Source organism: Shewanella sp. GD04112, assembly GCF_029835735.1.
GTDB lineage: Bacteria > Pseudomonadota > Gammaproteobacteria > Enterobacterales > Shewanellaceae > Shewanella.
Genome location: NZ_JAOEAL010000001.1, coordinates 696,441 through 721,896 on the forward strand (window position 1 = coordinate 696,441; position 25,456 = coordinate 721,896).

General features: G+C 49.4%; 18 protein-coding genes. 13 read left to right on the forward strand and 5 right to left on the reverse strand.

Features of this window, described 5'->3' with window-relative positions; all coding sequences use genetic code 11:
• Window positions 1-81: 81 nt before the first annotated feature.
• The 8 genes from N7386_RS03095 to N7386_RS03130 all read left to right on the forward strand — a co-directional run bounded on the left by N7386_RS03095 (window position 82) and on the right by N7386_RS03130 (window position 10,738).
• The gene (locus N7386_RS03095; RefSeq protein WP_088211785.1) at window positions 82-657 is read left to right on the forward strand and encodes an aminodeoxychorismate/anthranilate synthase component II; all 576 of its coding nucleotides are present in this window, start codon (window positions 82-84) and stop codon (window positions 655-657) included.
• Between the two features lie 175 nt (window positions 658-832).
• On the forward strand, window positions 833-3,313 hold the full coding sequence (locus tag N7386_RS03100; protein WP_279767017.1) for a prolyl oligopeptidase family serine peptidase: 2,481 nt from the start codon (window positions 833-835) through the stop codon (window positions 3,311-3,313).
• A 199-nt stretch (window positions 3,314-3,512) separates the two neighbouring features.
• Window positions 3,513-4,658: an HDOD domain-containing protein gene (locus N7386_RS03105; RefSeq protein ID WP_055648508.1), complete on the forward strand. Its 1,146-nt coding sequence runs from the start codon at window positions 3,513-3,515 to the stop codon at window positions 4,656-4,658.
• A gap of 55 nt (window positions 4,659-4,713) precedes the next feature.
• Window positions 4,714-5,625, forward strand: coding sequence for an alpha/beta hydrolase (locus N7386_RS03110; protein WP_172588213.1), 912 nt, complete (start codon window positions 4,714-4,716; stop codon window positions 5,623-5,625).
• 308 nt (window positions 5,626-5,933) lie between these two features.
• Window positions 5,934-7,151, forward strand: a complete 1,218-nt coding sequence (locus N7386_RS03115) for an aspartate aminotransferase family protein (protein WP_188870058.1) — start codon at window positions 5,934-5,936, stop codon at window positions 7,149-7,151.
• Between the two features lie 126 nt (window positions 7,152-7,277).
• Window positions 7,278-8,297, forward strand: a complete 1,020-nt coding sequence (gene astA, locus N7386_RS03120; protein WP_279767018.1) for an arginine N-succinyltransferase — start codon at window positions 7,278-7,280, stop codon at window positions 8,295-8,297.
• A gap of 9 nt (window positions 8,298-8,306) precedes the next feature.
• On the forward strand, window positions 8,307-9,770 hold the full coding sequence (gene astD / locus N7386_RS03125; RefSeq protein WP_279767019.1) for a succinylglutamate-semialdehyde dehydrogenase: 1,464 nt from the start codon (window positions 8,307-8,309) through the stop codon (window positions 9,768-9,770).
• A gap of 164 nt (window positions 9,771-9,934) precedes the next feature.
• Window positions 9,935-10,738 (forward strand): DUF1338 domain-containing protein, encoded by an 804-nt coding sequence (locus tag N7386_RS03130; RefSeq protein WP_279767020.1) that lies wholly within the window; start codon window positions 9,935-9,937, stop codon window positions 10,736-10,738.
• A 126-nt stretch (window positions 10,739-10,864) separates the two neighbouring features.
• Here N7386_RS03130 and N7386_RS03135 read toward each other — a convergent pair whose 3' ends face one another.
• The 4 genes from N7386_RS03135 to crp all read right to left on the reverse strand — a co-directional run bounded on the left by N7386_RS03135 (window position 10,865) and on the right by crp (window position 13,910).
• Window positions 10,865-12,193 carry an ATP-binding protein gene (locus tag N7386_RS03135; RefSeq protein WP_279767021.1) on the reverse strand — a complete coding sequence of 443 codons (1,329 nt, stop codon included), beginning with the start codon at window positions 12,191-12,193 and terminating at the stop codon, window positions 10,865-10,867.
• Entirely contained in the window at window positions 12,190-12,864 is a 675-nt protein-coding gene (locus tag N7386_RS03140) for a response regulator transcription factor (protein ID WP_011715803.1), read from the reverse strand. The genes N7386_RS03135 and N7386_RS03140 overlap by 4 nt, the downstream gene beginning before the upstream one ends.
• Window positions 12,845-13,192: a hypothetical protein gene (locus N7386_RS03145; protein WP_011621417.1), complete on the reverse strand. Its 348-nt coding sequence runs from the start codon at window positions 13,190-13,192 to the stop codon at window positions 12,845-12,847. Before N7386_RS03145 ends, N7386_RS03140 begins: the two co-directional genes overlap by 20 nt.
• Window positions 13,193-13,274: 82 nt before the next feature.
• On the reverse strand, window positions 13,275-13,910 hold the full coding sequence (gene crp / locus N7386_RS03150) for a cAMP-activated global transcriptional regulator CRP (protein WP_011070954.1): 636 nt from the start codon (window positions 13,908-13,910) through the stop codon (window positions 13,275-13,277).
• 422 nt (window positions 13,911-14,332) lie between these two features.
• Between crp and N7386_RS03155 the strand changes: the two genes are divergently transcribed.
• On the forward strand, window positions 14,333-15,112 hold the full coding sequence (locus N7386_RS03155; RefSeq protein ID WP_279767022.1) for a sel1 repeat family protein: 780 nt from the start codon (window positions 14,333-14,335) through the stop codon (window positions 15,110-15,112).
• Window positions 15,113-15,244: 132 nt separating this feature from the next.
• Here the strand turns inward: N7386_RS03155 and thpR are convergent, their stop codons facing one another.
• Window positions 15,245-15,817: an RNA 2',3'-cyclic phosphodiesterase gene (gene thpR / locus N7386_RS03160; RefSeq protein ID WP_279767023.1), complete on the reverse strand. Its 573-nt coding sequence runs from the start codon at window positions 15,815-15,817 to the stop codon at window positions 15,245-15,247.
• Window positions 15,818-15,989: 172 nt separating this feature from the next.
• On the opposite strand from thpR, the gene N7386_RS03165 reads away from it, so the two are divergent.
• The 4 genes from N7386_RS03165 to mrcB all read left to right on the forward strand — a co-directional run bounded on the left by N7386_RS03165 (window position 15,990) and on the right by mrcB (window position 25,440).
• Complete coding sequence (locus N7386_RS03165) at window positions 15,990-18,179, forward strand: EAL domain-containing protein (protein ID WP_279767025.1); 2,190 nt, start codon at window positions 15,990-15,992, stop codon at window positions 18,177-18,179.
• A gap of 204 nt (window positions 18,180-18,383) precedes the next feature.
• On the forward strand, window positions 18,384-20,390 hold the full coding sequence (locus N7386_RS03170; protein WP_279767026.1) for a TonB-dependent copper receptor: 2,007 nt from the start codon (window positions 18,384-18,386) through the stop codon (window positions 20,388-20,390).
• 169 nt (window positions 20,391-20,559) lie between these two features.
• On the forward strand, window positions 20,560-23,067 hold the full coding sequence (gene hrpB, locus N7386_RS03175; RefSeq protein WP_279767027.1) for an ATP-dependent helicase HrpB: 2,508 nt from the start codon (window positions 20,560-20,562) through the stop codon (window positions 23,065-23,067).
• Between the two features lie 78 nt (window positions 23,068-23,145).
• Window positions 23,146-25,440, forward strand: coding sequence for a penicillin-binding protein 1B (gene mrcB, locus N7386_RS03180; protein ID WP_279767028.1), 2,295 nt, complete (start codon window positions 23,146-23,148; stop codon window positions 25,438-25,440).
• The last annotated feature ends 16 nt before the right edge of the window (window positions 25,441-25,456 follow it).

Here is a 25,456-nt window from a genome sequence, read left to right on the forward strand (position 1 = left end):
GCGCAAAGGCCTGTGGTAGCATTTGCGCCGCATTTCAGCCGTGGAGTGTATCGACTTACCATTTGAGCCAATGGATTTTGTATGTTGCTAATGATCGACAATTACGACTCTTTCACCTTTAACTTAGTGCAGTATTTTCAGCAGTTAGGGCAAGAGATCGTGGTTAAACGCAATGATGAAATCAGCTTAGCGGAAATCGAGGCTCTGGCACCGAGCCATTTAGTCATATCTCCAGGCCCCTGTTCGCCCAATGAGGCGGGGATTTCCCTCGCGGCGATTGAGCATTTTGCCGATCGTTTACCTATCCTCGGTGTGTGTTTAGGGCATCAAGCCATGGCGCAGGTGTTTGGTGCTAGGGTTGTGCGAGCGCAGCGGGTGATGCATGGCAAAGTCAGTGCGATTACTCATACTGGCGAGCGCCTGTTTAAAGGCTTAAATCAGCCATTAACCGTAACCCGCTACCATTCACTGCTGGTCGATGCTGTCCCTGAGGGATTTGTTCTGGACGCTTGGTTTGACGACCCAACCCACGGGCGCGAAATCATGGCCATGAGCCATAAGCAGCTGCCACTTTTTGGTGTGCAATTTCACCCCGAGTCGATTCTCACCGAGCAAGGGCATGAATTGTTGGCAAATTTCTTATCTCAATCGGCTTAGGTTGAATCCAAAAAATCGATTTTGCTCTACTCTTTGTTACAAGATTTCTCCTTCATTTAAGCAAATATGTCGCTCAAGTGTGATATAACTGCCGCAAAACGATGCCTGCTCACGTACTCATGGAGTTAGCTCCAAAGTGTAACTAGGGCAGCGATAACAATAAAAGGAAGGACAAATGAACAGCGTAATGCGAAATTTGGGTTTAAGTGCGTTAGCCGTTGCGGTATTGACGAGTTGCGCCGCCACCTCAACCGAAACGGCAACTCCCGCGACCACACCACAGGCTTATCAAGTCCCTTTAGCTCAGCCTCCCCAAGTTTCACAACCGCTTACGCTGAATCAAATTATGGCGAACCCCGATTGGATGGGGATTTTCGCTAAGGAAGCCTACTGGAGCGATGACAGTCAGAGCGTTTTCTTTGCGCGCCAACCCAGTGCATCGCCATTACGGAATTATTATCAGCAGGGCATTAATGACAGCCGCGCCGTTGAACTGGCCATCGATAAGCTACATGCGGCTGATCAACAGTTTGGTGTGTTCGATAGCACTAAAGCTAACAAGGCGTATCTCTACCAAGGCAATATTTTTGTTAAGCATTTAAGCTCTGGCAAAATCACCCAGGTTACCCGCCAGCGCACTGCCATCAGTGGCCTGCGTTACCTTAACAATGGCGATATCGCCTATTGGCAAGGGGATAATGTTTTCCAAATCCATCAAGACAGTGGATTAGTGGAACAGTTGGCTGAAATCAAAATGGCGAAAGCGCCCGAAGGTGTGAAAGAACCCAGCAGCTACTTAGCCAAGCAGCAGCACAGACTCATTCAATATGTGGCGTTGCAGCAGGAAAATGCCAAAGCCAAAGAACAGTTTAAGAACGAGCTGCAAAAGAGCGATCCGACCCTCGCCGCTAACACTTGGTATCTAGGTGATGCCGAGGTGGTGTCTGAGCTAAGTCTGTCGCCAGACGGTCGCTATCTGTTTGTAGCCCTAACCGATAAAAATTACACCGGCAGCAGTGAACACGACATCATGCCAAACTACCTCGGTAGCGAAGGCTATATCGACCCTGTGCCCGTGCGTGCCCGTGTCGCGGAAGATAATCCACCAGGACAGCGCTTTGTGGTGTTAGACCTCAATGAGCATAAACAGATCGATGTGACTATCGAAGGCTTAACTGGCTTCGATGAAGACGTTTTAGCTAAGGTTAAGAGTGAAAACGCTAAAGCAAAAGGTGAGTCATATCAAAGTACTAAGGCTCCACGTAAAATCCAGCTGATGCAGGATTGGGGCTGGACTCAAAGCGCGATTCAATGGCATGAGTCTGAGAACAAATTGGCTGTAATGGTCGAAGCGACCGATAACAAAGATCGTTGGATTGCCAGTGTCGATCTGGCAAAGGGCAAGTTTATCACCGAGCATCGTCTGCATGATGATGCTTGGGTGAACTACGACTATAACCAATTTGGCTGGTTACCCGGTACGGACAGTCTGTACTATCTCTCTGAAGAAACAGGTTATTCCCAGCTTTATATCAAGGCGAACGGTGAAAAGCCCCGCGCTTTGACCCAAGGTAAGTTTGTGGTGAGCGATATTACTCTATCGCCCGATGCAAACTACATCTACTACAAGGCTAACCAAAGCCACCCTGGTATTTACAATGTTCACCGTGTGAATATCGCCTCGGGCAAAAACGAGCAATTAACTCAGTGGGACGGAAACTTAGATTACAGCTTAAGCCCCGATGGCACTAAGTTGCTGCTGAATGCGTCTCGCCGTACAGAGCCGAATGAGCTTTATATTCAACCGATTGGCGGTGAGTTAAAACAGCTCACGTCATACACCAGCGATGCCTTTAAGCAATATCCATGGCAAGCACCCGAAGTGGTTGCCGTTCCTTCAAACCATGGCGCTGGCCAAGTGTATGCGCGGGTTTATTTGCCGCAGGGATACGACAAATCCCGCGCCGAGAAATATCCTGCCGTTGTCTTTAACCATGGCGCAGGTTACTTACAAAATGCCGATTATGGCTTTAGTGGTTACTTCCGTGAGTTTATGTTCCACAACCTACTGACCCAACAAGGCTATGTAGTGATGGACATGGATTACCGTGGTTCTAAAGGCTATGGTCGCGATTGGCGCACGGCAATTTATCGCAATATGGGGCATCCTGAAGTCGAAGATTTAAAAGATGGCGTGACTTGGATGGGCCAAAATGCCAACGTGGATATTAAGCGCGTCGGTACCTATGGCGGTTCTTACGGCGGTTTCTTAACCTTTATGTCCTTATTTACTGAGCCGGAATTATTCCAAGCAGGCGCAGCACTGCGCCCTGTGGCGGATTGGGCACATTACAACGCGCCTTACACCTCCAATATTTTAAACACGCCGGATGTTGACCCAATCGCCTATGAGCGTAGCTCGCCCATTGAACATGCCCAAGGCTTGACTAAGCCATTATTGATCATGAGTGGCGTGATGGATGATAACGTGTTCTTCCAAGATAGCGTGCGCATGGTGCAGCACCTTATCGAGCTGGAAAAACCGATGTTTGAAACGGCTATTTATCCGGTTGAGCCCCACGGTTTCCGTCAGCCATCGAGCTGGTTAGACGAATATCGCCGTATTTACAAACTCTTTGAACAAGAGCTTAAGTAAATCTCGCGAAAGTATTAAGGCCTCAATATGAGGCCTTTTTGTTGCGTGGATTTCGGCGCGAGTGAATCTAATCAGGGTTGTAAAATAGTCACTTGTTTGCTTATTGCCAAGAGGTAACCTATATGCTGAAATTACAATGTTTTTAACGATTTTAGCGTATGCGCGCCACTTAGCACGGGCGAGATAGGAAAGGTAAACTGTGGCGATATCGGTAGCGGGCGGCGTCAGACCTGGCAAAATTTTAGAGATAGAACATAGACTCTATCAGCAACTTATTCTCGGTAAACAAAAAGCCAGTCCTACTCTATTGGATGATTTGGACCAAGAGCTTGAGGCTGATGCCAATAAACTTGATGTAGAGCGAGAGGCGATACTGTCACGGCTACTTAAACAAATTCAAGCTCGAGAAGTATTTGAGGCCATTTCAAAGCAACTTATTGACACAGTGAATAATGCTATTGAGCATCAATTAGCTTCCCCTGAGTTAGTGCTAGCCAAGTCGGATATTAACGAATCGCAAGTCCTGCTACTTGAATTACTGCTGGCTAAAAATCTTGATGCCACAAGATTAAGACCTTTAATCAGCAATTTAAGCTGGTTATGCCGCGATTTAACCAATATGGTTAATAGTCCTGCATTTCGGGCGCGTCGCCCGCAGAGTTCCGATGTACGCGTCACCGATATCAAATTAGTGATGAATTACATTGGCATCGAAAACCTGCGCACTATTATTCCTTATTTTTGCCTGCGTAATTGGCTGCCCAGTGGCAACGCTAAGTTACTCTGGACCACCCGCAAGTTGTGGCGCTATAGCATTGTCAGCGGAATAGCAGCGAATGCGTTAGCGCAGCTTCATAATACTGACTCAGCACTCGTCTATAGTGGTGCATTAATGAATCAGTTGGGCACTTCAGTCGTGCTGAGTCTCAGTGCGCGTTTATTTGATAAAACTTGGGGCAATTGGATCCGTGAGGCAAGCTCGAGTCGAGATAAAGAAGTGTACGATGCTGTAATTGCCACCGAATTCCCTGCTAAAGTGGTTTTTGAGCAAGTGTTAGCCCATGGACATAAGCTTAATTGGCAACTATTAGAGTTACTTAAGTTTGAACAGAGTCCATTAACTCAATTGCTTAAAGAGTTGGACCAAACCTTAACTTACCGCGAACTCTCGATGCCGGCCGCATTAGTGGCACGGGCGAATTGTTATGCTAAGGTGCTGTTGCTTGAAGAGATGCGCCAAATCGAGCCGCAGGAAAAACGCTTAATGTTCGATTATTACGAGCTCAGCGAGCAGGAAGTGCTGCGCCTAAAAGCACAGAATTATCGGAAGTTGGATCTGCTGTAATCTGCACGCCGTTCCCATCGGTGTCCAATTGCGGCACTGATGTGGAGGACGGAAAATGCCAAGCTGGCAAGCTTCTGTATTAAATACTATTTTATCCTATGTGGCACGGCCATCGATCAGCCGAGGTAAAGCCAAACTTCCCCTAAGCCAAGTACGGCAACGTTTATTAGAGCTGGATAAGCGCTGGTTGCCATGGCCTGAAAAGCTCGTTACGGCCTCAATTCCCTTACAACATTCCACACTACTGCATTACGTGCTGCTCAATGACACGCCGCGTTTGGGCAATCTATTTTACATTCGTGGCGGCGGATTCTGTTTTAAAACTCCCCATGCCCACGCAAGACTGGTGGCCGATATCAGCGAACGTTGTCGCCTCGATACGTTTATCCCTGATTATCGTTTAGCGCCGGAGCATCCGTATCCCGCGCCCTGTGACGATGTACTCGAGGCATACCTGCACTTAATTGAGTTGAAAGGGAGCGATAACCTAGTGCTGATGGGCGATTCTGCCGGCGGTAATTTAGCCTTAAGTCTGTTGCTCGAACTTAAAAAGCGCCATCTGCCCATGCCTAAAGCCTGTGTGTTGTTGTCACCCGCGCTGGATTTAGCGATTACCGGCGATACCGAGCTGATTTTAGGCGCGGATGATCCGTTCTTTACCATTGAGTCGCTATTGCGGCTGCGCGGGGCGTATCTTGCTGGGGCGAATCCTATGTCAGAACGGGTTTCACCTTTACAGGGGAACTTGGCAGACCTGCCACCACTCTTAGTGATTGCCGGTACGCGTGAGCTGCTTTTACAGGACTCAGAACGACTGGTTATGCAAGTTAAGGCTAGTGGTGGCGCGGTAGAATCGCGTTTTTATCACAACATGCCCCATGTTTTTCCCCTGTTCCATCTGTTGCCCGAAGCGCTTGAGGCGAGGGAACAAATTGCGGATTTTGTGCTTTCACAGCTGATTCGTTAAAATTGTGTAGTTATTCATATTCGGTGAATAGCTAGCAAAAATAGAGGTAAATAACTTTTTTTCTGACTAAATATGCTAAATGCCTCTGGCGTAAACGCTTGTATAGTTCTTAAACTGCAATCTTTATGCACTTTGGCCTTAAGCATGGTGAATGTTGTTTGTGAAAAACTGGTATTTTGATCACAATTTCGCTAATAATGGCTATTAATAGACACAAGCATACCCTGTATCACTAACTCAAGATAAAGATACGTTGGGGACTCAGACGGCTCCCGATGCCGTTACATTTAAACAAAGGATGAAGAAGAATGAGCGTTGATATGAAGTTGAATCGTGCCCAGTTTGATGCGGTTATGGTGCCTAACTATGCGCCTGCTGCCGTGATCCCTGTACGTGGCGAAGGCAGCCGTGTATGGGATCAAGAGGGTAACGAATTTATCGATTTTGCTGGCGGTATCGCGGTAAATTGCTTAGGTCACTGTCATCCTGCCTTAGTCAATGCCTTAAAAACCCAAGGCGAAAAATTATGGCATCTGTCTAACGTCATGACCAACGAGCCTGCACTCGAGCTGGCCACTAAGTTAGTCAATAGCACATTTGCTGAGCGTGTCTATTTTGCCAACTCTGGCGCCGAAGCCAACGAAGCGGCACTGAAATTAGCCCGTCGTTATGCTTTAGAAAAATACGGCGTAGAGAAAGATGAAATCATCGCCTTCGATAAAGCCTTCCACGGTCGTACTTTCTTCACCGTGAGCGTTGGTGGTCAAGCGGCATATTCCGATGGTTTTGGTCCAAAACCGCAAAGCATCACCCACTTACCTTATAACGATGTTGCGGCATTAGAAGCGGCCGTATCGGATAAAACCTGCGCCATCATGCTAGAGCCACTGCAAGGCGAGGGCGGTATTATTAATGCTGATCCTGCGTTCCTCAAAGCGGTGCGTGAACTGGCAAATAAACACAATGCACTGGTGATTTTCGACGAAGTACAAACCGGTGTTGGTCGTACAGGCGAACTTTATGCTTACATGGGCACCGACATAGTGCCGGATATTCTGACCACGGCTAAAGCACTTGGCGGTGGTTTCCCTATTGCAGCTATGCTGACTACCGCGGAAATTGCTGAGCACCTAAAAGTGGGGACTCACGGTTCAACCTACGGTGGTAACCCATTAGCTTGCGCTATCGGCAACGCGGTATTAGATGTGGTTAACACACCGGAAGTATTGAACGGTGTGAAACATCGCGAGCAGTTATTACGCGATGGTCTGAACAAAATTAATGAAAAATATCATGTTTTCTCTGAAATTCGCGGTAAAGGCTTGCTGTTAGGGGCGGTCCTTAATGAACAGTACCAAGGTCGTTCACGTGACTTTTTAGTAGCGTCTGTTGCTGAAGGCTTAATGAGCCTGATGGCGGGTGCTAATGTGGTACGTTTTGCTCCTTCACTGGTGATCCCTGAGGCAGATATTGCAGAAGGCCTAGCACGTTTTGAGCGTGCTGTGGCGAGCATCGCTGCTGCCTAAGCGACCAAAGGAGTGCTGAATTTTATTCGCACTCTTTTTTGTCAGGGAATACTTGCGTGTATCTATCCTGTCTTTTTTAAGATAGGCGCCTTGATGCACAGCAAGCTTAAGTGAGGAGACACTAAGATGTTAATCATACGTCCTATTAAGGCAGGCGATTTTGAATCTCTATATCAAATCGCCGAAGAGTCTGGCCATGGCTTTACCTCATTGCCAGTCAATGCCGATTTGCTTAGGCATAAAATTGCCCGTGCAGAAGCCTCATTCGTTAAGGTGGTTGATAAGCCCTTCGATGAAGGCTATTTGATGGTGCTCGAGGATACCGCGACCCGCGAAGTGGTTGGTACTTGTGCCATTGAAGCCGCAGTGGGTATGGAGGATGCCTTCTACCATTATCGCCTCGGAACTGAGGTGTACCATTCTGAGCAAATTGAAGTTCGCAACGAGGTTGAAACCTTAACCCTTTGTCACGATTACACTGGCGCCGCCGAGCTTTGTACCCTGTTTTTACGGGAACCCTATCGTAAGGGGAATAATGGCCGAATGTTATCCCGCAGCCGTTTTCTGTTTTTAGCGCAGCACGCTAAGCGTTTTGGCGAAACTGTGATTGCTGAAATGCGTGGCGTAAGTGATGCAGATGGTCATTCTCCCTTCTATGGTTGGTTGCAAAAAAACTTTTTAGGCATTGATTTTATTCAAGCTGACTACCTGTCTGGCTTAGGTAAAAAAGCCTTTATGGCGGAGATGATGCCCCGTAACCCTGTGTATGTTTGCCTGCTGCCAGAAGAAGCGCAAAAAGTGATCGGCGAAGTACACACTAATACGCGTCCGGCTCTAAGCTTGCTGCAGGCCGAAGGTTTTAGATGCCGCGGTTATGTGGATATTTTCGATGGTGGCCCAACGGTCGAGTGCCGTTTAACCGATATTCGTGCTGTGCGTGAAAGCCGTCTGCTGACCGTGGATATTGGTGAAATGCCTGAATCCGATAAGCAATTTATTGTCTCTAACACTCAATTAGCCAATTACCGTGCGACCTCCGCTTGTCTTGCTGTGGATGACAAAACCGAGCAGGTGGTAATTAGTCCAGAACTCGCCGAGGGTTTGTTACTCGCAAAAGGCGATCAAATCCGTATTTTGGCAATGTAGGAATAGCAAATGACACATTTTATTAAAGGCCAGTGGCAAGCTGGCAAGGGTCATGATGTGACCTCTAGCAACCCAGCAAATGGCGAAATTATTTGGCGTGGCCAAACGGCAACGGCCGATCAAGTCAACGCCGCCGTCGATGCCGCCCGTGAAGCTCAGTTCGATTGGTTTATGTTAGGTTTTGATGCGCGTTTAAACATAGTTGAAGCCTATCGCAGCCAACTCGAAGCGAACAAAGCCGAATTAGCCGAAACGATTGCTCAGGAAACCGGTAAACCTCAATGGGAAACGGCGACAGAAGCTGCGGCCATGATTGGTAAGATTGGCCTGTCAGCAACGGCTTATAACAAGCGTACTGGCACAGAGGCCGATGATACGCCAGCAGGGCGCGCGGTGCTGCGTCATAAGCCCCACGGTGTGGTTGCTGTGTTTGGGCCTTATAACTTCCCAGGGCATTTACCCAATGGTCATATAGTGCCAGCGCTGCTCGCGGGCAATACCGTGGTGTTTAAGCCCTCTGAATTGACCCCAAAAGTGGCCGAGTTGATGGTTTCTCTGTGGGAAAAGGCGGGTCTGCCAGCGGGTGTTATCAACTTAGTGCAAGGTGAAGTCGACACGGGTAAGGCGCTGGCGTCGCACCCACAACTCGACGGCCTATTCTTCACCGGTAGTTCTCGCACTGGTCATCTGTTGCATCAGCAATATGCGGGTCATCCGGGTAAGATCCTCGCCTTAGAAATGGGCGGTAATAACCCGCTGATTATTAAAGACGTCGCCGATATTAAAGCGGCGGTGCACGATATTCTGCAATCGGCCTATATTTCATCTGGCCAGCGTTGCACCTGCGCCCGCAGGCTCTATGTTGAGCAAGGCGAGCAGGGCGATGCCTTAGTCGCTAAGCTGGTTGAAGCGGTGAAGCAGATTAAAGTCGGTCCTTGGAACGCGCAGCCACAGCCATTTATGGGCTCAATGATTTCCGAAGGCGCGGCGAAAGGCATGGTTGCGGCGCAGGCTAACCTGCAGAACTTAGGCGGCGTTTCACTGGTTGAACTCACTCATTTGCAGGCGGGAACAGGCTTAGTCTCACCCGGACTTATCGATGTGACTGCGGTGAGTGAGTTACCCGATGAGGAATACTTCGGTCCACTGCTGCAATTAGTGCGCTACAGCGATTTTGATCAGGCGATTAAGCTGGCTAACCAAACCCGTTATGGCTTATCCGCAGGTATCTTGGCCGATAGCCGTGATGATTATGAGTATTTCCTCGCCCGCATTCGTGCGGGTATTGTGAACTGGAACAAGCAGATCACTGGTGCTTCGGGTGCTGCGCCCTTTGGTGGCGTAGGTGCTTCGGGTAACCACAGGGCGAGTGCATTTTATGCCGCCGATTACTGTGCGTATCCCGTCGCCTCCGTTGAGGCGGATGCGGTGAGTTTACCCGCAAGCTTAAGCCCAGGGTTAAGTTTAGAGTGACATCATTGAGGAAGAACCTAGGTTCTTCCTTTTTCATCACAAGCAGTAACGTTACTTGGGCTGCTACTGAGCGCCGTTGTGCAGCAAGTGGCTAGGGTCGTTACATTGAGTGCGAGCGGCAAAACAATACGCACTATAGTCGCAGCACAATAAAAGGAGTTTTTATGCACACAGATATCAATGCGTTATTTGCCGCTCTCTGGCAAGACTATATTCAAATGACCCCATCTGCGGCCAAGGTGCACGAGCTACTCGGACACGGTAAGCCGATTATCAACGACCATATCGCCCTGCGTACTTTTAACATCGCTAAGGTGAACTTAGCCGTATTGGCCGAGCACTTTACCTCTTTAGGTTATGTGGCTTGTGGTGATTATAAGTTTGAACAGAAAAAACTGGTGGCTAAGCATTTTGAGCACCCAGATGCGACTCAGCCAAAGGTGTTTATTTCTGAGTTATTGGTGGAAGAGTTTAGCCCATCGCTGCAAAGCACTATCCAAGGTTTGATTGCCCAAGTGGATGAAGAGGCGACTAAAGCGGATAACTTTATCTATTCGGGTCGCCATTGGACGCTGGATGCTAAGACCTATGAGACGCTGCTCGAAGAGAGCGAATATGCTGCTTGGGTGGCGGCTTTTGGCTATCGTGCGAACCATTTCACTGTTTCTATCAATCACCTCGAGGGCTTCGAGACATTAGAGTCTGTGAACGATGCGCTTAAGCAAGCGGGCTTTGTGCTGAATAGTGCAGGTGGCGAGATCAAAGGTTCGCCAGAGGTGTTACTGGAGCAATCATCGACCATGGCCGATAAAATCGCAGTGGCATTTAGCGATGCAACGGTTGAGATCCCAAGCTGCTTCTATGAATTTGCCCTGCGTTATCCAAAGGCGAATGGCGAGCTGTACACTGGGTTCGTGGCCGCATCAGCCGATAAGATTTTTGAGAGCACCAACGCGAAAAAGGCCTAATGAATTAAGGCGATTTGCTGACTCATCTTAAACAAAAACGCCATCGTTCGATGGCGTTTTTTATTGGCGGCACTTAGAGCCATTAGCTTAACACTTGTTCGCTAAGCACTCTTAGCTAAGCACTCGTTAGCCAAAGACTAGTTCAATACTGAGGCCAGATAAATGGCTGCTGTGCTTAAACTTAAGCTCAATGCCATATTGCTCGGCAATTTCTTTCACTATCGATAACCCTAGGCCATGCCCCATAACTGATTCATCGAGTCGCGTACCCCTTTGGGTGAGCTTATCTAGTTCGTCGTCAGCAACGCCAGGGCCATCATCATCGATGCTAAGGCAGAGCTTGTTTTGTTCCTTCCACAGTTTAACCGTGACTTGGCTGCCCGCCCATTTAAAGGCGTTATCGAGCAGATTCCCTAAGAGTTCCATTCCATCTTCCCTATGGATGGGCAGGCGCTGGATACTAGGGTCGAGCTCAAAGCCGCAGTTGATGCTTTTACTTCTATGCACTTTGTTGAGGGTATTGGCGAGGCTGTGAAGATCCCTCGGTACTACTAACTGGGCGGCAGGTAACATATCGCCGGTGATCCGCGCCGCTGCAAGTTTACGCTCGACCATTTTATGGATAGCGTCGAGCTGTTGTTGCAGCGCCATGGCGGTATCGGGATCTTTCAGCCCTAAGGCTTCAACCTGTTGTTGCATCACCGCCAATGGGGTTTTCAGCCCATGGCTTAAGTTACCTAAGTTATTGCGGCTACGCTCAATTTGCTTGGCGGTGTATTCCAATAACTCGTTGTAGGTCTTGGCCAGCGGTTGCACTTCGGGGGGAATGTTATTCAGCTCTAAGGCGTTAATCTCGCCCTCTTGCAGGCGGGAGAGCGCATGTTGGATCTGTTTTACCGGTTTAAAGGATTGACGCAGGATCAAGAAGATCCCCGCGATCATGGCCACCAACATGGCGAGGTTAATCCCAAGTTTAGTGCCGTAGACCTCACTAAATACGCGCCGACCGATACTCAAATCCTGCGCTACTGTAAGTGTCGCGGTGACATTGGCGCTGCTGGAGTTTAGCCCTAGGGATAATAGCTGCATATCATTGTTTTTCGGCCCTTTTGCCTGCCAGACGCGGGTCCGGTTTGGCGCTAAAGGTTCGATATCGAGCTGCATGTCCCACAGGGAGCGCGAGCGGATCACTTCATTGGGCAGGTTGAGCTGGAAATAACGCCCCGAATAGGCAGGGCGATAGAAGCTCGACAGTTGGCTCTGATCGATGTGGATCTCCCCATTATTGATATGGGTTGCCAACATGATGTGCTCAAGATCTTCTTCTAAGCGGTTGATAATGGAGTCGTGAAACGCTTGGCGCAGCATGGACTCAAACAATATGAGTCCAATCACTGTGCCTAACACTAATAAGCCCGTTAACCATAAACTGAGCTTAGTGCGAATAGAGATCATGCAGTCAGGCCGTGGAAGATATAACCTTGGCCGCGGCGGGTTTCAATCGCGGTTTTGCCGAGTTTTTTACGCAGGTGAGTCACGTAAACTTCAACCACGTTACTCTCTTTCTCATCGTCAAACTGATAGAGCTTGTCCGTCAGTTGTGCCTTAGATAACAGCTTCTTAGGCGACATGAGGAAGATTTTTAACAGCCTGAACTCCATGGCGGTCAACTCATACAAATGCTCGCCAACGCTCACGGTTTGCTCGGCTTCATCTAAGGTGACGCCACCATAGCTCAACTGTTTGCTCGGATTATTTAACCGGCCGTGTGCACGGTGAATAAGCGCCTGGATACGCGCCAGTAATTCCTGTGCGTGGAAGGGTTTACCCAAATAATCATCGGCGCCGGCATTAAAGCCTTCGACCTTTTCATGCCATTGGCTGCGAGCGGTCAGCATGATAACCGGTGTGCTAATGCCTTGATTACGCCAGCCTTCGAGTAATTCCAGTCCATTGCCGTCGGGGAGGCCAATGTCCAAGATCACGCAGTCGTATTGGGTTTCTTTAACGAGGTAATCGGCTTCAAGTGCTTTGTCAGTAATATCGGTAACGTAGCCAGCCTGTTTGAGTTGTTTCTCCAGTTCGGAGACCAACATCGGATTATCTTCAACGAGTAGCAGTTTCATGTTTTCGACATTCGCTCGGTAGTGCGGTGGAGTGTTCGAGCTGACCATTGGTGGCATCAATACTCAGATTCACTATTTGGCCGCGTTGCACTTTGATTTGTAAATCATAGCGCCATTTATGATCTTCTTGATAGAGATGGGCGTCAATTAGTTCGCCTTGGCAAAATTGATTTACCACGGCAAGGGTGCCATTGAGGGATAAAATTTGCCCGGAATTGACTAAAGCCTTGGCTTGATAATGTTCTAATTCAATCGGTTCGGCGTGAATTATTGTTGGATGCACCAGCGTAAACAGACTGAAAAAACAGATAAAAAACAGCCGTTTCATTTATGCTCCCCAATAAAAAATGGCCTAGATTTTATGCTAGGCCACTTTAATGAAACAGGCTTAAATCAAGCTGAAGTCTATCTTAACGGGTACCATATACCACAATGGTTTTACCGTGTGCTTGGATCAAATTCTGCTCTTCAAGCATCTTTAAGATACGACCCACAGTTTCGCGGGAGCAACCGACGATCTGACCAATTTCTTGGCGAGTGATCTTAATTTGCATGCCGTCAGGGTGAGTCATTGCATCGGGTTGCTTAGCTAAGTGCAACAATGTCTGGGCAATACGGCCAGCCACATCGAGGAATGCTAAATTACCCACTTTCTGGCTAGTGCTTTGTAAGCGATACGCCATTTGAGCCGATAGCTTCATCAGAATTTCGGGGTTAACTTGAATTAATTGCTTGAACTTCTTATAAGAGATTTCAGCAATTTCACATGCTTGTTTCGCACGAACCCAAGCAGTACGTTCAGCTTGTTCTTCGAACAATCCTAACTCACCGATAAAGTCGCCTTGATTAAGATAAGAAAGGATCATCTCCTTACCTTCTTCATCTTTAATCAATACCGCTACAGAACCTTTTACGATGTAATAAAGGGTATCTGAGTCTTCACCAGCATGGATCAAGGTGCTTTTAGCGGGATACTTATGAATGTGACAGTGTGATAAAAACCATTCCAAAGTTGGGTCCGGTTTTGGCTTACCAATCAGAGCCATGTCGATGTTCCTCGATTGATTAAAACGAAAGTAAGAATATTCTAAATAAGCATTTTACGTCAATTACACTCATAAAAACTTGATACACCTCTTAGTTTAGAATGAGTGAATAAATGCAATTAACCACCTAAAATTAGAGCTTATTTTGCTACTTTAGTGATATTAGTCAACTAAATCGGTGCCAAACTCACTGGATTCACTTAACTCTGTAGAGTTAATCACATCTTATAAAGGCTTTTAAGGTTTTTTGCGAAGAAAATAACCTCAATTGCGACTAATGAATCAAAGGAATGGGATAATTGCGGTCCCTTAAGGGTTATTTCTATTTAATATAGGTTCGATTACGCCGATTTAGGCTCGACTTATGGGAATAATTCAGGCTAACTTGAGGGCGCGGTTGTTTTTCGTAAAGAGGTTACCAGGTGAAATACAGACAATGGGTTTTAGGCGCCGGATTCACTTTATCCCTAGGGATGAGTGCTGCCGCGCACGCATTTTCTATTCCACAGCCTGCCAATGAAGTTGCGGCGAGTAAATTTGTGCACATTCAAGTGCAGGCAGAGCAGGGCGATGCCGACGCGCAATTTTTACTGGGGCTGATGTTTCTCTCTGGACGTTACGTACAGCAAGAAGTGCCGACCGGATTGCATTGGATGACCCTTGCCGCTGAGCAGCAACACGAAAAGGCGCAGCAAACCTTAGCCGATCTCTCCTTTGAAGGGCAGCTAGTGAAGCGCGACTTAGCCGTGGCCGAGCGTTGGTACAAAGATATGGGCGAGCGCGGTAATCGCTGGGCGCAGTTCCGTTTAGGCTTTATTTATGCCTCGGGTGGCGATGGCATTGCGCGTAACTGCGGTAAAGCCGTAGAGCAATTTACCCGTGTGGGGGATGATATTGCCCTTGGCAATGTGGCGTGGATTTTAGCAACTTGCCCCGAAGCCGAATATCGCGATGGAAATAAAGCGCTCGAGTTATCCTTGCTGCTGCTGAAAGTGAACGAGAACGATCCTACTAATCTTGATAACTTAGCGGCCGCCTATGCTGAAGTCGGTGATTTTGGCGCCGCGGTATCGACCCAGCAAAAAGCGATAGCCGCCTTAAAGATGACGGCCGAAGCCACTAAGACTGATGAGTTTCAGCAGCGCCTGCACAGCTATGAGCAAAAGCGTGCTTATCGTGAGACTTTGCGTTTACTCGATTAATCCCGTCTGTGGTTGCTTGTCTTGTTATTAGCCCGAGCCATGCTCGGGCTAATTGTTTTTATGGATTACTTTTACGGATTATTTTTGCGGATTGTTTCTGGCGCATTGTTTATTCGCGTGAGCGGATTGGGCTTATGCGAGCGGCCAAGAATGTAAGATCCGATACTCCACGCCGCGTCCGCCATTGGTGGAAAGATACAAATGCAGCTGCTCGGGGGCGAGCGTGAGTTCAAGCATCGAAGCTTGGATGACTTTCTGCTGTACCAGCTCCTTAAGCGTTAGCTCTCTGACCAAGATGCCTGACGGCTTTGCCTTTCTAAACAAGCTGATATGGGGCCGAAACGGATGCTCACTGAGATGTAATTGCAACTTCTGTGCTAAATCCTGCGCTTGCGATGCGAGTAAAGCTAACTCAGGACTGATGCTATCCCCCTTTAAACAACAGACCTGCGCCTTAGGCCACACGGCGATGCTATCCAGCGTGACGCTAAATTTAGGCTTAGTCAGCTTATCGACGCCGTCGAGCAACTGTGCCACTTGAGTCGGATTGGCAAGCCCTAAAAAGGCGAGGGTTAAGTGCAAATTGTTTTGCGTCACAGCGTTGGCATTAGGCGCTAACTGTGACCTCAAGCTTTGCTGTAATTGCAGCAGTTGTTGCCGCTGTATGCTCGTGGGGGCAAATCCAAGGAAGAGTCGTTGTAACACCTGTTTATCTCCATCACCTACTCAAACGCCAAACATAAGCTATGCTTTTTTTTGGTATTACAGAAATTCCCGCAGTAATGGTTAATGATAGACTTTAGACGACTTGAGATTCATCGCGGGAAGTGTAGAAATAATACCTTAAATGGACTTGTAGGTAAGGAAATCCCTTTTCATGTCAGATGGTTTAGCAAATCCACTCCAACAGGCATTAGTGACGATTTTTAGCGAAACGCCACTAGAAACCCTAGAGCAAAATGTTGATCAAGCCTTAGAAGCTATCACATTACAACTCCACTGTGATGGCGTGTTTGTGCTGACGGGCAGTTTAGCCTTAGATCATCTGCGTACCCGCAATTTGTACTTAAAACCGCAATTTAGCCAGGGCCAACAGACACGAGTCTGGCCATTGGCGCGTATGCCGTTTTTTCGCTCCTTAGTCAGAACTCCTACGCTGCTGAATCTCCCCGATGTCGATACCTTGCCTGCGGAGGCCCAAGCGGAGCGGGCATTACTGCGGGATTGGAACGTTAAAAGCCTATTAGTATTACCGCCTGTGGTGTTTGGTGAAACCCGTATTGCCCTCGGCGCGGTCAATTGCTCCGAATGCTGCGAGTGGAGCGAAGAGTTTATTCAGGAGTTTCAGCATGCAGCGGTGATGATCGGCTCGGCGATGGAACTCACCCGTATCGCCCACGATATGTTGGCCAGTGAGCACAGATACCGCGAAGTCTTTAATCAGCTGCCTTTAGCCTGTGCCTTGCTCGATAAACAGAACCAACTGACTATGCTGAACAAAGTGGCGTTGCAAACCCTGCCAGTGCAGCATGGATACGATTTATTCAGCATGGTGCGCGAAGAGGAGCATGCCATGCTCACAGACACGCTGCACATGGTGCGCGAAGGCGTATTGGGGCAAGCCTGGTGTGAGTTGCCCCTAAAATCGAATCAACAGTTAGATTGGCTGAGGTTAAGCTTTAGCCAAATCCACGGCAATAAAGACACCTTAGTGATGATTGCCGAAGATGTCAGTGAAAAATATCGCCTCGCCGATGAGCTATCCTTCCATGCGAATTATGATGCCTTGACTGGGTTACCGAATCGGCTGCATTTTGAGGCCTTGCTCGAAAACCTGCTGCAAACCAAAGATGATATGCCCACCTGCGTGGCCTTTATCGATGTAGACCAGTTTCAGGTGATCAACAATGTGAGCGGCCATCAGGCCGGTGATAAGCTATTGTGTCAGTTAGCATTACGTCTTAAACAACTGGTGCGTAAGGGCGATATTGTCGCGCGTTTGGGCGGCGATGAGTTTGGAATTTTAATGCATTATTGCAATGTGGATTCGGCGCAGCATATCGCTAATCGGATCTGCACTCAGTTAGCAACCCACGAGTTTATTTGGGAAAACCGTTGTCACAATGTCAGTGTCAGCATGGGGATCGCTAAGCTCGAAAAGTCTGCGACGGATATTTATACGGTAATGAGTCAGGCCGATGCGGCCTGTCGTCTCGCCAAGGATAAGGGCCGCAATGGCTGGCACTTGTACAGTGCCAAAGATCCTAAAATGACCCGCCTCTATACCGAGATGATGGCGTCGGTCGATATCGTCAGCGCCCTCGCACTCAATCAATTTGAGCTTTATTTCCAAAGCATTGCCCCGCTCAATCGCGGGGAGTCCGGCCTGCATTTAGAGGTGCTGCTGCGGATGGTGCAGGCCAATGGCACTATTGTTTCTCCGGCGATCTTTCTCCCTGCGGCGGAGCGTTACAACTTGGCGGCTAAGGTCGACTTATGGGTGATAGATAATCTGCTGAAGTGGGGCAGTAGCCATTTGGATATTTGGCAACAGCTGGAGCTAGTCTCGGTCAACCTGTCGGCGACCTCATTAGGTGACAGCGAGTTTATGAATTGGCTCGAAATGCGCCTGATGACCGAACCTGAGCTGGTGGACAAGCTCTGCATCGAGATCACCGAAACCGCTGCCGTTAGCCAATTAGATCAAGCCACTAAACTGATTGAAGTGCTGCGGCCGTTAAACTGCCAACTCGCGCTGGATGACTTTGGTGCGGGCTTCTCAAGCTTTGCCTACCTTAAACGCTTGAACGTGGATTATGTCAAAATCGACGGTCAGTTCGTGATTAACCTGTGTGAGGACGAGGCTGACCAAGCCATCATCAAAGCCATTTGTCAGTTAGGGCAAGATATGGGCTTCGATGTGGTGGCAGAGTTTGTTGAATCAAAAGAAATCGCCTTAAAGTTGAAAAGCTTAGGCGTGGATTATGCGCAGGGTTATGCCATCAATAAACCCGCGCCACTGCTGACCTTGACCTCAGGACTCGCTAGACCTTGGATGCTGGATTAGTCATATTTTCGATAGGCAATTTTTTAAAATCCGCAACTCTTAATCTATAAGTGATTAATTTATCAATATTAATCCGATTGTGACTCCACGCAATTTGGGCTGCGACAGATTGTCGCGCCCAGCCGACTTTTGATTGCGCTTCCTCCGCTAGTAACAACAATACCCCCCACAAAAATCATTAAAAACAATATGTAGGGGAATATCGTGCTGTATCAACCTATCAAATTAGCCGTTATTTTAGCGGGTGTGTTGGGCACCGCTGTACCTCAATTGGCTTGGTCTGCTGAGGCGAGCGATTGTGGTGAAGATAAAAAATGTCAGGATTATCTAAGGATTTCTGGCGATGTGATGCGTCAGCCCGTTCATCTTGTGAGCGATCCTAAACAGAACCGCTTGCCATTACCTGCCTACGATGGCTCGGGATTTTTACGTTCTATCCCAGGATTTAATATCACCCGCAAGGGCGGCTCTGGTGGCGACCCTATGTTTAGGGGGCTGGGCGGCTCGCGTTTAAACATAGTCGATGATGGTCAGCATGTGTATGGCGCCTGTGGTGGGCGTATGGATCCACCAACAAACTATATTTATCCCGAAAGCTACGATCAGATAACGGTAATCAAAGGGCCGCAAACCGTGAAGTACGGTCCCGTTGGCACCGCGGGCACAATTCTATTTGAGAAAAACCGCCATCGTTTTAATCAAGCGGATCTTGAAGGACGAGCCAGCGCGACGGGCGGCAGTTTCGATAGGCGAGATGCCATGGTGGAGCTGAGTGCTGGCGATAAGAATTACTACCTCGATTTCGATATGAATCAATCCAGTAGTGACCATTATGAAGACGGTAATGGCAATAAAGTGCAATCGAGTTACGATCGTCAAAACGCGAACCTCGCCTTGGGGTGGACACCGACAGAGCGCACGGTTCTTGAGTTGGCCTATGGTGAATCGAGCGGCGAAGCCGAATATGCCGACAGGTTAAACAAGGCACGTCAAATCGATAACCGTGATGCGGCGTTACTGCTACAACACGAGTTTGAGTCGAGCTGGTTGGCCGCAGTCGAGTTACAAGCCTTTAGCAATAAAAACGACCACATTATGGATAGGTTCGATGAAGGGGTTAATTCGGGCGCCAATGTGCGGCGGATGACCGACGGTGGCCATTTGTGGTTTGAGTTAGCGCCACTCGATGCTCTGGATGTCACTCTTGGGCTGGATTATATGTCGAGCAAACATGATGGCCGCAGTATGGCGCCCGGCGATGTCGGGCTAAACGACTTACTCAATAAACCTTTTAAGGAGGATATGCGCTATCAAAACTATGGTCTGTTTGCCGAGTCGCGCTATCGTTTTGAAGAGGGCGAGTTTGGGCGCAGTAGTTTGCACGCAGGGTTGAGGCTCGACGACTGGAATAGTGAACTTTTGATTGCCCAGCAGGGCGAGCGGGACGATACCCTCTATAGCGGATACCTGCGTTATGAGTTTCAAACCGCACAGTACCAATACTATGCAGGCTTTGGCTCGGCGCAGCGGATGCCGGATTACTGGGAAATCATGAAGGCTAGCGCCGATAACCCCGCACAAAAAGCCTTTGACCTTAAAGCGGAAACCACCAATCAGTTCGATATAGGTTGGATTTATCAGGGGCCTGTCGAGGCTTCGGTGTCACTCTTCTATGGTGAGATTGCGGACTATATTCTGATTGATTCCAGCGGCTCAACCACAATTGCCCGTAATATCGATGCGAGCCTCTACGGCGGTGAGGCCAGCCTAGATTATGCGCTTAATGAGCAATGGTCTAGCCAACTCACCGTAAGTTATACCCATGGCGAAAACGATACCGACAAGGTCGCGCTTGGGCAAATATCACCGTTAGAGGCTAGATTAACCATTAACTATAAATGGCAAAGTTGGACTATGGCGGCGCAGTGGCGTGTGGTGGCCGCGCAAGACCGTTACACCTTAGGCCATGGCAACATCGTGGGCCAAGACTTAGGCCCGAGCAGCGGTTTTGGTACGCTGGCGCTCAATGCATCTTGGTCATACACCAAAGATTTATCCTTAATTTTGGGTATCGAAAACCTGTTTGATGCAACCTACGCCGAGCATGTGAGTAAGGCGGGCACGGGGAACGATTTGCCCGGCAGTGAGGCCATGTTTAGGGTCAACGAGCCGGGCCGTAATCTCTGGGCTAAGCTGACCTATCAGTTCTAACTGGGCTTATTTGTACTATTGGCGCCCCGAGAGCCATGCTGTCGGGGCGATGCTATTTTTAGCAAGCCAATGCCAAACTGCGACGTGTCAAAGCTTCGGCCACGGGAGGGACACTGCCTAAGGCCTATGTTAAACTGCCCCATCATTTTTCCCTGTTGATACTGTTGCATTGAATAATCTACCCATTCATTCCTTATTGCCGTCCCTGCGCGATGCCTTTGCGAAACATGTGCAAGTGATCCTCGAAGCGCCAACGGGTGCGGGTAAATCGACTGCATTGCCCTTAGCCATGCTGGATTGGCCTGAGATTTCTGGGCGGATTTTAATGCTGGAACCTCGGCGTGTGGCTGCGCGCAGCGTGGCGCAATTTATTGCTAGTTGTCGGCAGCAGGCGGTAGGGCAAGAGGTAGGTTATCGCGTGCGCGGCGAGTCAAAGGTCAGTGGTGAGACTCGACTTGAGATTGTCACCGAAGGGATTTTAACTCGCATGATCCAGCAAGATCCTGAATTAACAGGCATCGAGATGATCATTTTCGACGAGATCCACGAGCGGCATTTGACCACAGATCTCGGTTTAGCCTTGGCGCTCGAAGTGCAAAGCTCACTGCGGGATGACTTAAAAATCCTCGCCATGTCGGCAACCTTATCTGGCCTGACATTAGCCGAGTTGATGCCCGATGCCGCCCTGCTACAGAGTGAGGGGCGCAGTTACCCGGTCGAAATTCTCTATCGCCCCGTTGCCGGACAGCAGCACTGGCTCGATCATCTGAGCCGCGTTGTGCTCGATGCCGCAACGTCACTCAGTGATAACGGGCCACAGGATATTTTGGTGTTTTTGCCCGGTAAAGCCGAAATCCTCCGAGTGGCACAGTATCTAGAAGAGCGCCTCGATAGCAGTCGCGTGGCGGTGTGCCCACTCTATGGCGAGCTATCGGCGCAGGAGCAGGATAGGGCGATAAAGGCCGACAGCAGCAGGCGCAAGATAGTGCTCTCCACCAACGTGGCCGAGTCGAGCTTGACTATCGAGGGCATTGGCCTGGTTATCGACAGCGGTTATAAACGCCAAGCCAGCTTTAATCCTAAAACCGGCGTCACGCGTTTAAGCCTTAAGCGCATCAGCCAAGCCTCGGCAACCCAGCGTGCAGGCCGCGCTGGCCGTTTAGCGGCGGGCGAGTGTATCCGTTTATGGGGTCAAGAGGAGCATCAACGTCTGCTCAAGGCCGATGAACCCGAAATTAGCCAAGCCGACTTAGTCGCCATGGCCCACGACTGTGCCTACTGGGGCGCGAAATCCTTCAGCGACTTATTGCTATTGACTGCGCCGCCCACGGTGAACGAGGCATTAGCTTGGCAACTGCTTCAGCGTTTAGGCATGGTCGATGAACAAAACAAGCTGACTGCGCATGGCAAAGCGGCCTATGAGTTGGGGTGCCATCCGCGCCTCGCGCATATGTTATTAGTGGCCAAATCCCGCGATGAACATCAACTGGCTGCCTTAGCCTGTTTACTGGCGGGTATTTTAGAGGCGCGGGGATTGCCACGAAAAGGCGCCGATATCATGAATTACCTGCACTTTGCCACCCAAGGCAGTGCGGGGCAGCAGGCCAAACAATGGCTTAAAAAGCTGGCGCTCGATAAGCAATTCCCTCATGCCGATTTAGTGGCCATCGCCTCCCATGCCCATCATCAGGATGTCGGTTTGCTATTGGCGCTGGCTTATCCCGACCGCATTGCCAAATCCCGTGGCGTTGAGGGCTATCAATTGGCCAATGGTACGGGTGTGGTGCTCAACGCCGAAGATGCTTTAGCGCAAACGCCTTGGCTGGTGGTGGCAGATTTTCAAGAAACCGAAGGCAAGAATGCCGGGCGGATTTATCTTGCCAGTCCATTATCGCCAAGTCTGTTCGATGAAGAATTGGCCGAGCTGGTGGAGCGCCATGACCAATGTGGTTGGGATGAAGCCAAAGGCCGTGCTGTGGCCGAGTGCCAAACCAAAGTCGGGCAGATTTTATTGAAATCAGAGGCTATCCCTAATCCGAATCGCGGCCAAATTGTGGCGGCATTGCTGAGTTACATACGCCAGCAGGGGTTACAAATCCTCAATTGGCACGATAACTTAGCGCAGTTTCAAGCACGATTACAGTTAGCGCGTGATTTAGATCCGAATGCCGATTGGCCGGATATGAGCGATACCGCGCTGCTGGCAAACCTTGAAACATGGCTGGCGCCCTACCTTGAAAATGTGAATAATCTGCCGCAATTACAAAAACTCGATTGCTTTAGTTTGCTGGTAAACCAATTAACTTGGTCACAGCAACAGGCGCTCGATGCGCTGTTGCCCACCTCATGGCCGTTAGCCACGGGGACTTCGGCGCCGATATTGTACGATGCTTTGGGGCGAGCCTTGCTGCGGGTACGTTTGCAAGAAACCTTTGGCATGGCAGACAGCCCGCTACTGGCCCAAGGCAAGCTGAAGGTGACGATGGAATTGCTGTCACCAGCGCAGCGCCCCTTGGCGCTGACGGCGGATCTCGCCAGTTTTTGGCAAGGGCCCTATGTGGAAGTGAAAAAAGAAATGCGTGGGCGTTATCCTAAACACCTGTGGCCGGACGACCCTGCCAATACCCAGCCCACAAAATTTACCAAGAAGAAAACCTTAGGTTTATCTCAGTCATAGCCTTTAGACTGCTTTGATTTACAACCTCAGTGTTGTGCCTGTGACTGATGCCGTTAACGCATAAATGATGAAGTAGATATGACAACTAAGACGACAAAAAAAGCGAAAGCGAAGCGCAGCCGTGGCCTGTTTGGGCAAATTTGGTCGCTCACTTGGAAGCTCGCCTTAATCGGGCTAGCCGTTGTGACCTTCTACAGTATTTACCTCGATCAAATTATTGCCCGTAAGTTTGAGGGGCAAAAATGGCACTTACCCGCCCAGGTATTTAGCCGCTCGATGGCTTTATATCCCGGCGCTGCCGTGAGTCATCCACAGTTAATGGCCGAACTCAAACTCTTAGGTTATCGCAAAGTTGCCAATCCCCGCGAGGTGGGTGAGTTCTCGGCATCCAGCACCAAAATCGAATTATGGCGTCGCCCCTTCTTACATCCCGAGGGCGATCAGGCCGAGCAACGGGTGATGATTAGCTTCGACAGCGATGGGATCAGCTCGATTGCGCGTATGTCAGATAAGCGCCAGTTGGCGGTATTCCATTTAGAACCCGTCTTGCTCGACCGCATTATTGCGGGTGACGGCGAAGACAGATTGTTTGTTCCCACAGAAGAAATGCCTAAGGTGATCGTAAAAGCCTTGCTGCTGGTGGAAGACCGCAGTTTTTACGAACATCACGGCGTGAACCCCTTCGCGATTCTGCGCGCGGCTTTTGTGAATATCAGCGCGGGTCGAACCGTACAGGGCGGCTCGACGCTGACCCAGCAGTTGGCGAAAAACTTCTTCCTCTCGAGCGAGCGCTCTTTGCTGCGTAAAATTCGCGAAGCCTTAATGGCGGTGATTATCGATTTTCGTTACAGCAAGGAAGAAATCCTCGAGGCCTACCTCAACGAAGTATATATGGGGCAAGATAAATCCCGCGCCGTGCATGGGATGGGCTTGGCTTCACAGTTCTATTTTGGTCGACCCATCGGCGAGCTAACCACGGCGCAGCAAGCGTTTTTAGTGGCGGCGATTAAGGGGCCTTCCTATTACAATCCTTGGCGTTATCCTGAGCGCAGCCAAGAGCGTCGCGATTTAGTGCTGCGTCTTTTGATGGAGTCGGGTGAGCTGACTACCGCGCAGTACAAGGTGGCGGTCGAGTCGCCCTTAGGCTTGCGTAATGCCAATAAACCAGTGCATCAAAAATTACCTGCGTTTTATGCCTTGGTTAAACAAGAGCTTAACGAGCGCTATGGTGACGAGTTATTAAAACAATCTGGGGTGAAGATTTACACCACACTCGATCCTATGGCGCAGGAAGCCGCCGAAATCGCCGTGACTCAAACCTTTAAGAGCTTAGATAAAGGCAATAAGTCGTTGCAGATTGGTATGGTGGTCACCGATAAATACACTGGCGGTATCGCGGCTATGGTGGGTGATAAGACGCCAGGCTTTGACGGCTATAACCGCGCGGTTGAGATCCGCAGGCCCATAGGCTCGCTCATCAAGCCGTTTGTGTATGCGACCGCATTGGCGCCGAATAGCCAGTTTACCTTGGCTTCGCCACTCAAAGATCAGCCGATTACCCTAAAGAATGAGCAGGGCAAAACCTGGTCACCGCAGAACTTCGATAAGAAGTTTAGCGGTCAAGTCTCGTTATTAACGGCGCTGAAAAAGTCGATGAATGTACCTACGGTGAACCTCGGGATTGCCGTGGGCGTGGATGCGGTGGCAACCACGCTGGCTAAGTCGGGCTGGCAAGAACCGCTTAACGAATACCCGTCTATGCTACTGGGCGCCGTGAATGGCTCGCCTCTAATGGTGGCGCAGGTTTATCAGACGCTGGCCGATTATGGTGCCTATCGCAAACTCACCACAGTGACGGCGGTGCTCGACAGTCACAATCAGCCCTTACCAGTGACTCGCTCACCGAAGGAGCAAGCTATTACGCCGGATACTGATTTCTTGGTGCAATATGCCATGCAGCAAGTGGTGCGCTCGGGTACGGCAACACGTTTAGGTAATGCCTTCCCAGGCGTTGCTCTGGCGGGTAAAACCGGTACCAGTAACGATAGCCGCGACTCTTGGTTCGCCGGTTTTGACGAGCGTAACGTCGCGGCGATTTGGGTCGGACGCGACGATAACGGTAAGACGACTCTCTACGGCAGTAGTGGTGCCATGGCGGTGTATCAGGCCTTCTTGAAGGAACGTCCACCCATTGGGCTGCGCTCGATTCCGCCAACGGGCGTGATCCAAGGTTATTTTGACCGTGATACTGGTGAAGCTAAGGAGGCGGGATGCCGCAATACCGAAGCATTACCCGCCCTGCGAGGCACCTATAACCCGGCGAAAAACTGCGGCGAGCCGTTGCAGTGGTGGCAGAAGATTTTAGGTCAGTAATACTTATTCTTGATAG

Bases quoted from the DNA above. Each gene is read 5' to 3' on its own strand.
- N7386_RS03095 (WP_088211785.1), top strand. From the start codon at position 82: ATGTTGCTAATGATCGACAATTACGACTCTTTCACCTTTAACTTAGTG.
- N7386_RS03100 (WP_279767017.1), top strand. From the start codon at position 833: ATGAACAGCGTAATGCGAAATTTGGGTTTAAGTGCGTTAGCCGTTGCG.
- N7386_RS03110 (WP_172588213.1), top strand. From the start codon at position 4,714: ATGCCAAGCTGGCAAGCTTCTGTATTAAATACTATTTTATCCTATGTG.
- N7386_RS03115 (WP_188870058.1), top strand. From the start codon at position 5,934: ATGAGCGTTGATATGAAGTTGAATCGTGCCCAGTTTGATGCGGTTATG.
- astA (WP_279767018.1), top strand. From the start codon at position 7,278: ATGTTAATCATACGTCCTATTAAGGCAGGCGATTTTGAATCTCTATAT.
- astD (WP_279767019.1), top strand. From the start codon at position 8,307: ATGACACATTTTATTAAAGGCCAGTGGCAAGCTGGCAAGGGTCATGAT.
- N7386_RS03130 (WP_279767020.1), top strand. From the start codon at position 9,935: ATGCACACAGATATCAATGCGTTATTTGCCGCTCTCTGGCAAGACTAT.
- N7386_RS03135 (WP_279767021.1), bottom strand. From the start codon at position 12,193: ATGATCTCTATTCGCACTAAGCTCAGTTTATGGTTAACGGGCTTATTA.
- N7386_RS03140 (WP_011715803.1), bottom strand. From the start codon at position 12,864: ATGAAACTGCTACTCGTTGAAGATAATCCGATGTTGGTCTCCGAACTG.
- N7386_RS03145 (WP_011621417.1), bottom strand. From the start codon at position 13,192: ATGAAACGGCTGTTTTTTATCTGTTTTTTCAGTCTGTTTACGCTGGTG.
- crp (WP_011070954.1), bottom strand. From the start codon at position 13,910: ATGGCTCTGATTGGTAAGCCAAAACCGGACCCAACTTTGGAATGGTTT.
- N7386_RS03165 (WP_279767025.1), top strand. From the start codon at position 15,990: ATGTCAGATGGTTTAGCAAATCCACTCCAACAGGCATTAGTGACGATT.
- mrcB (WP_279767028.1), top strand. From the start codon at position 23,146: ATGACAACTAAGACGACAAAAAAAGCGAAAGCGAAGCGCAGCCGTGGC.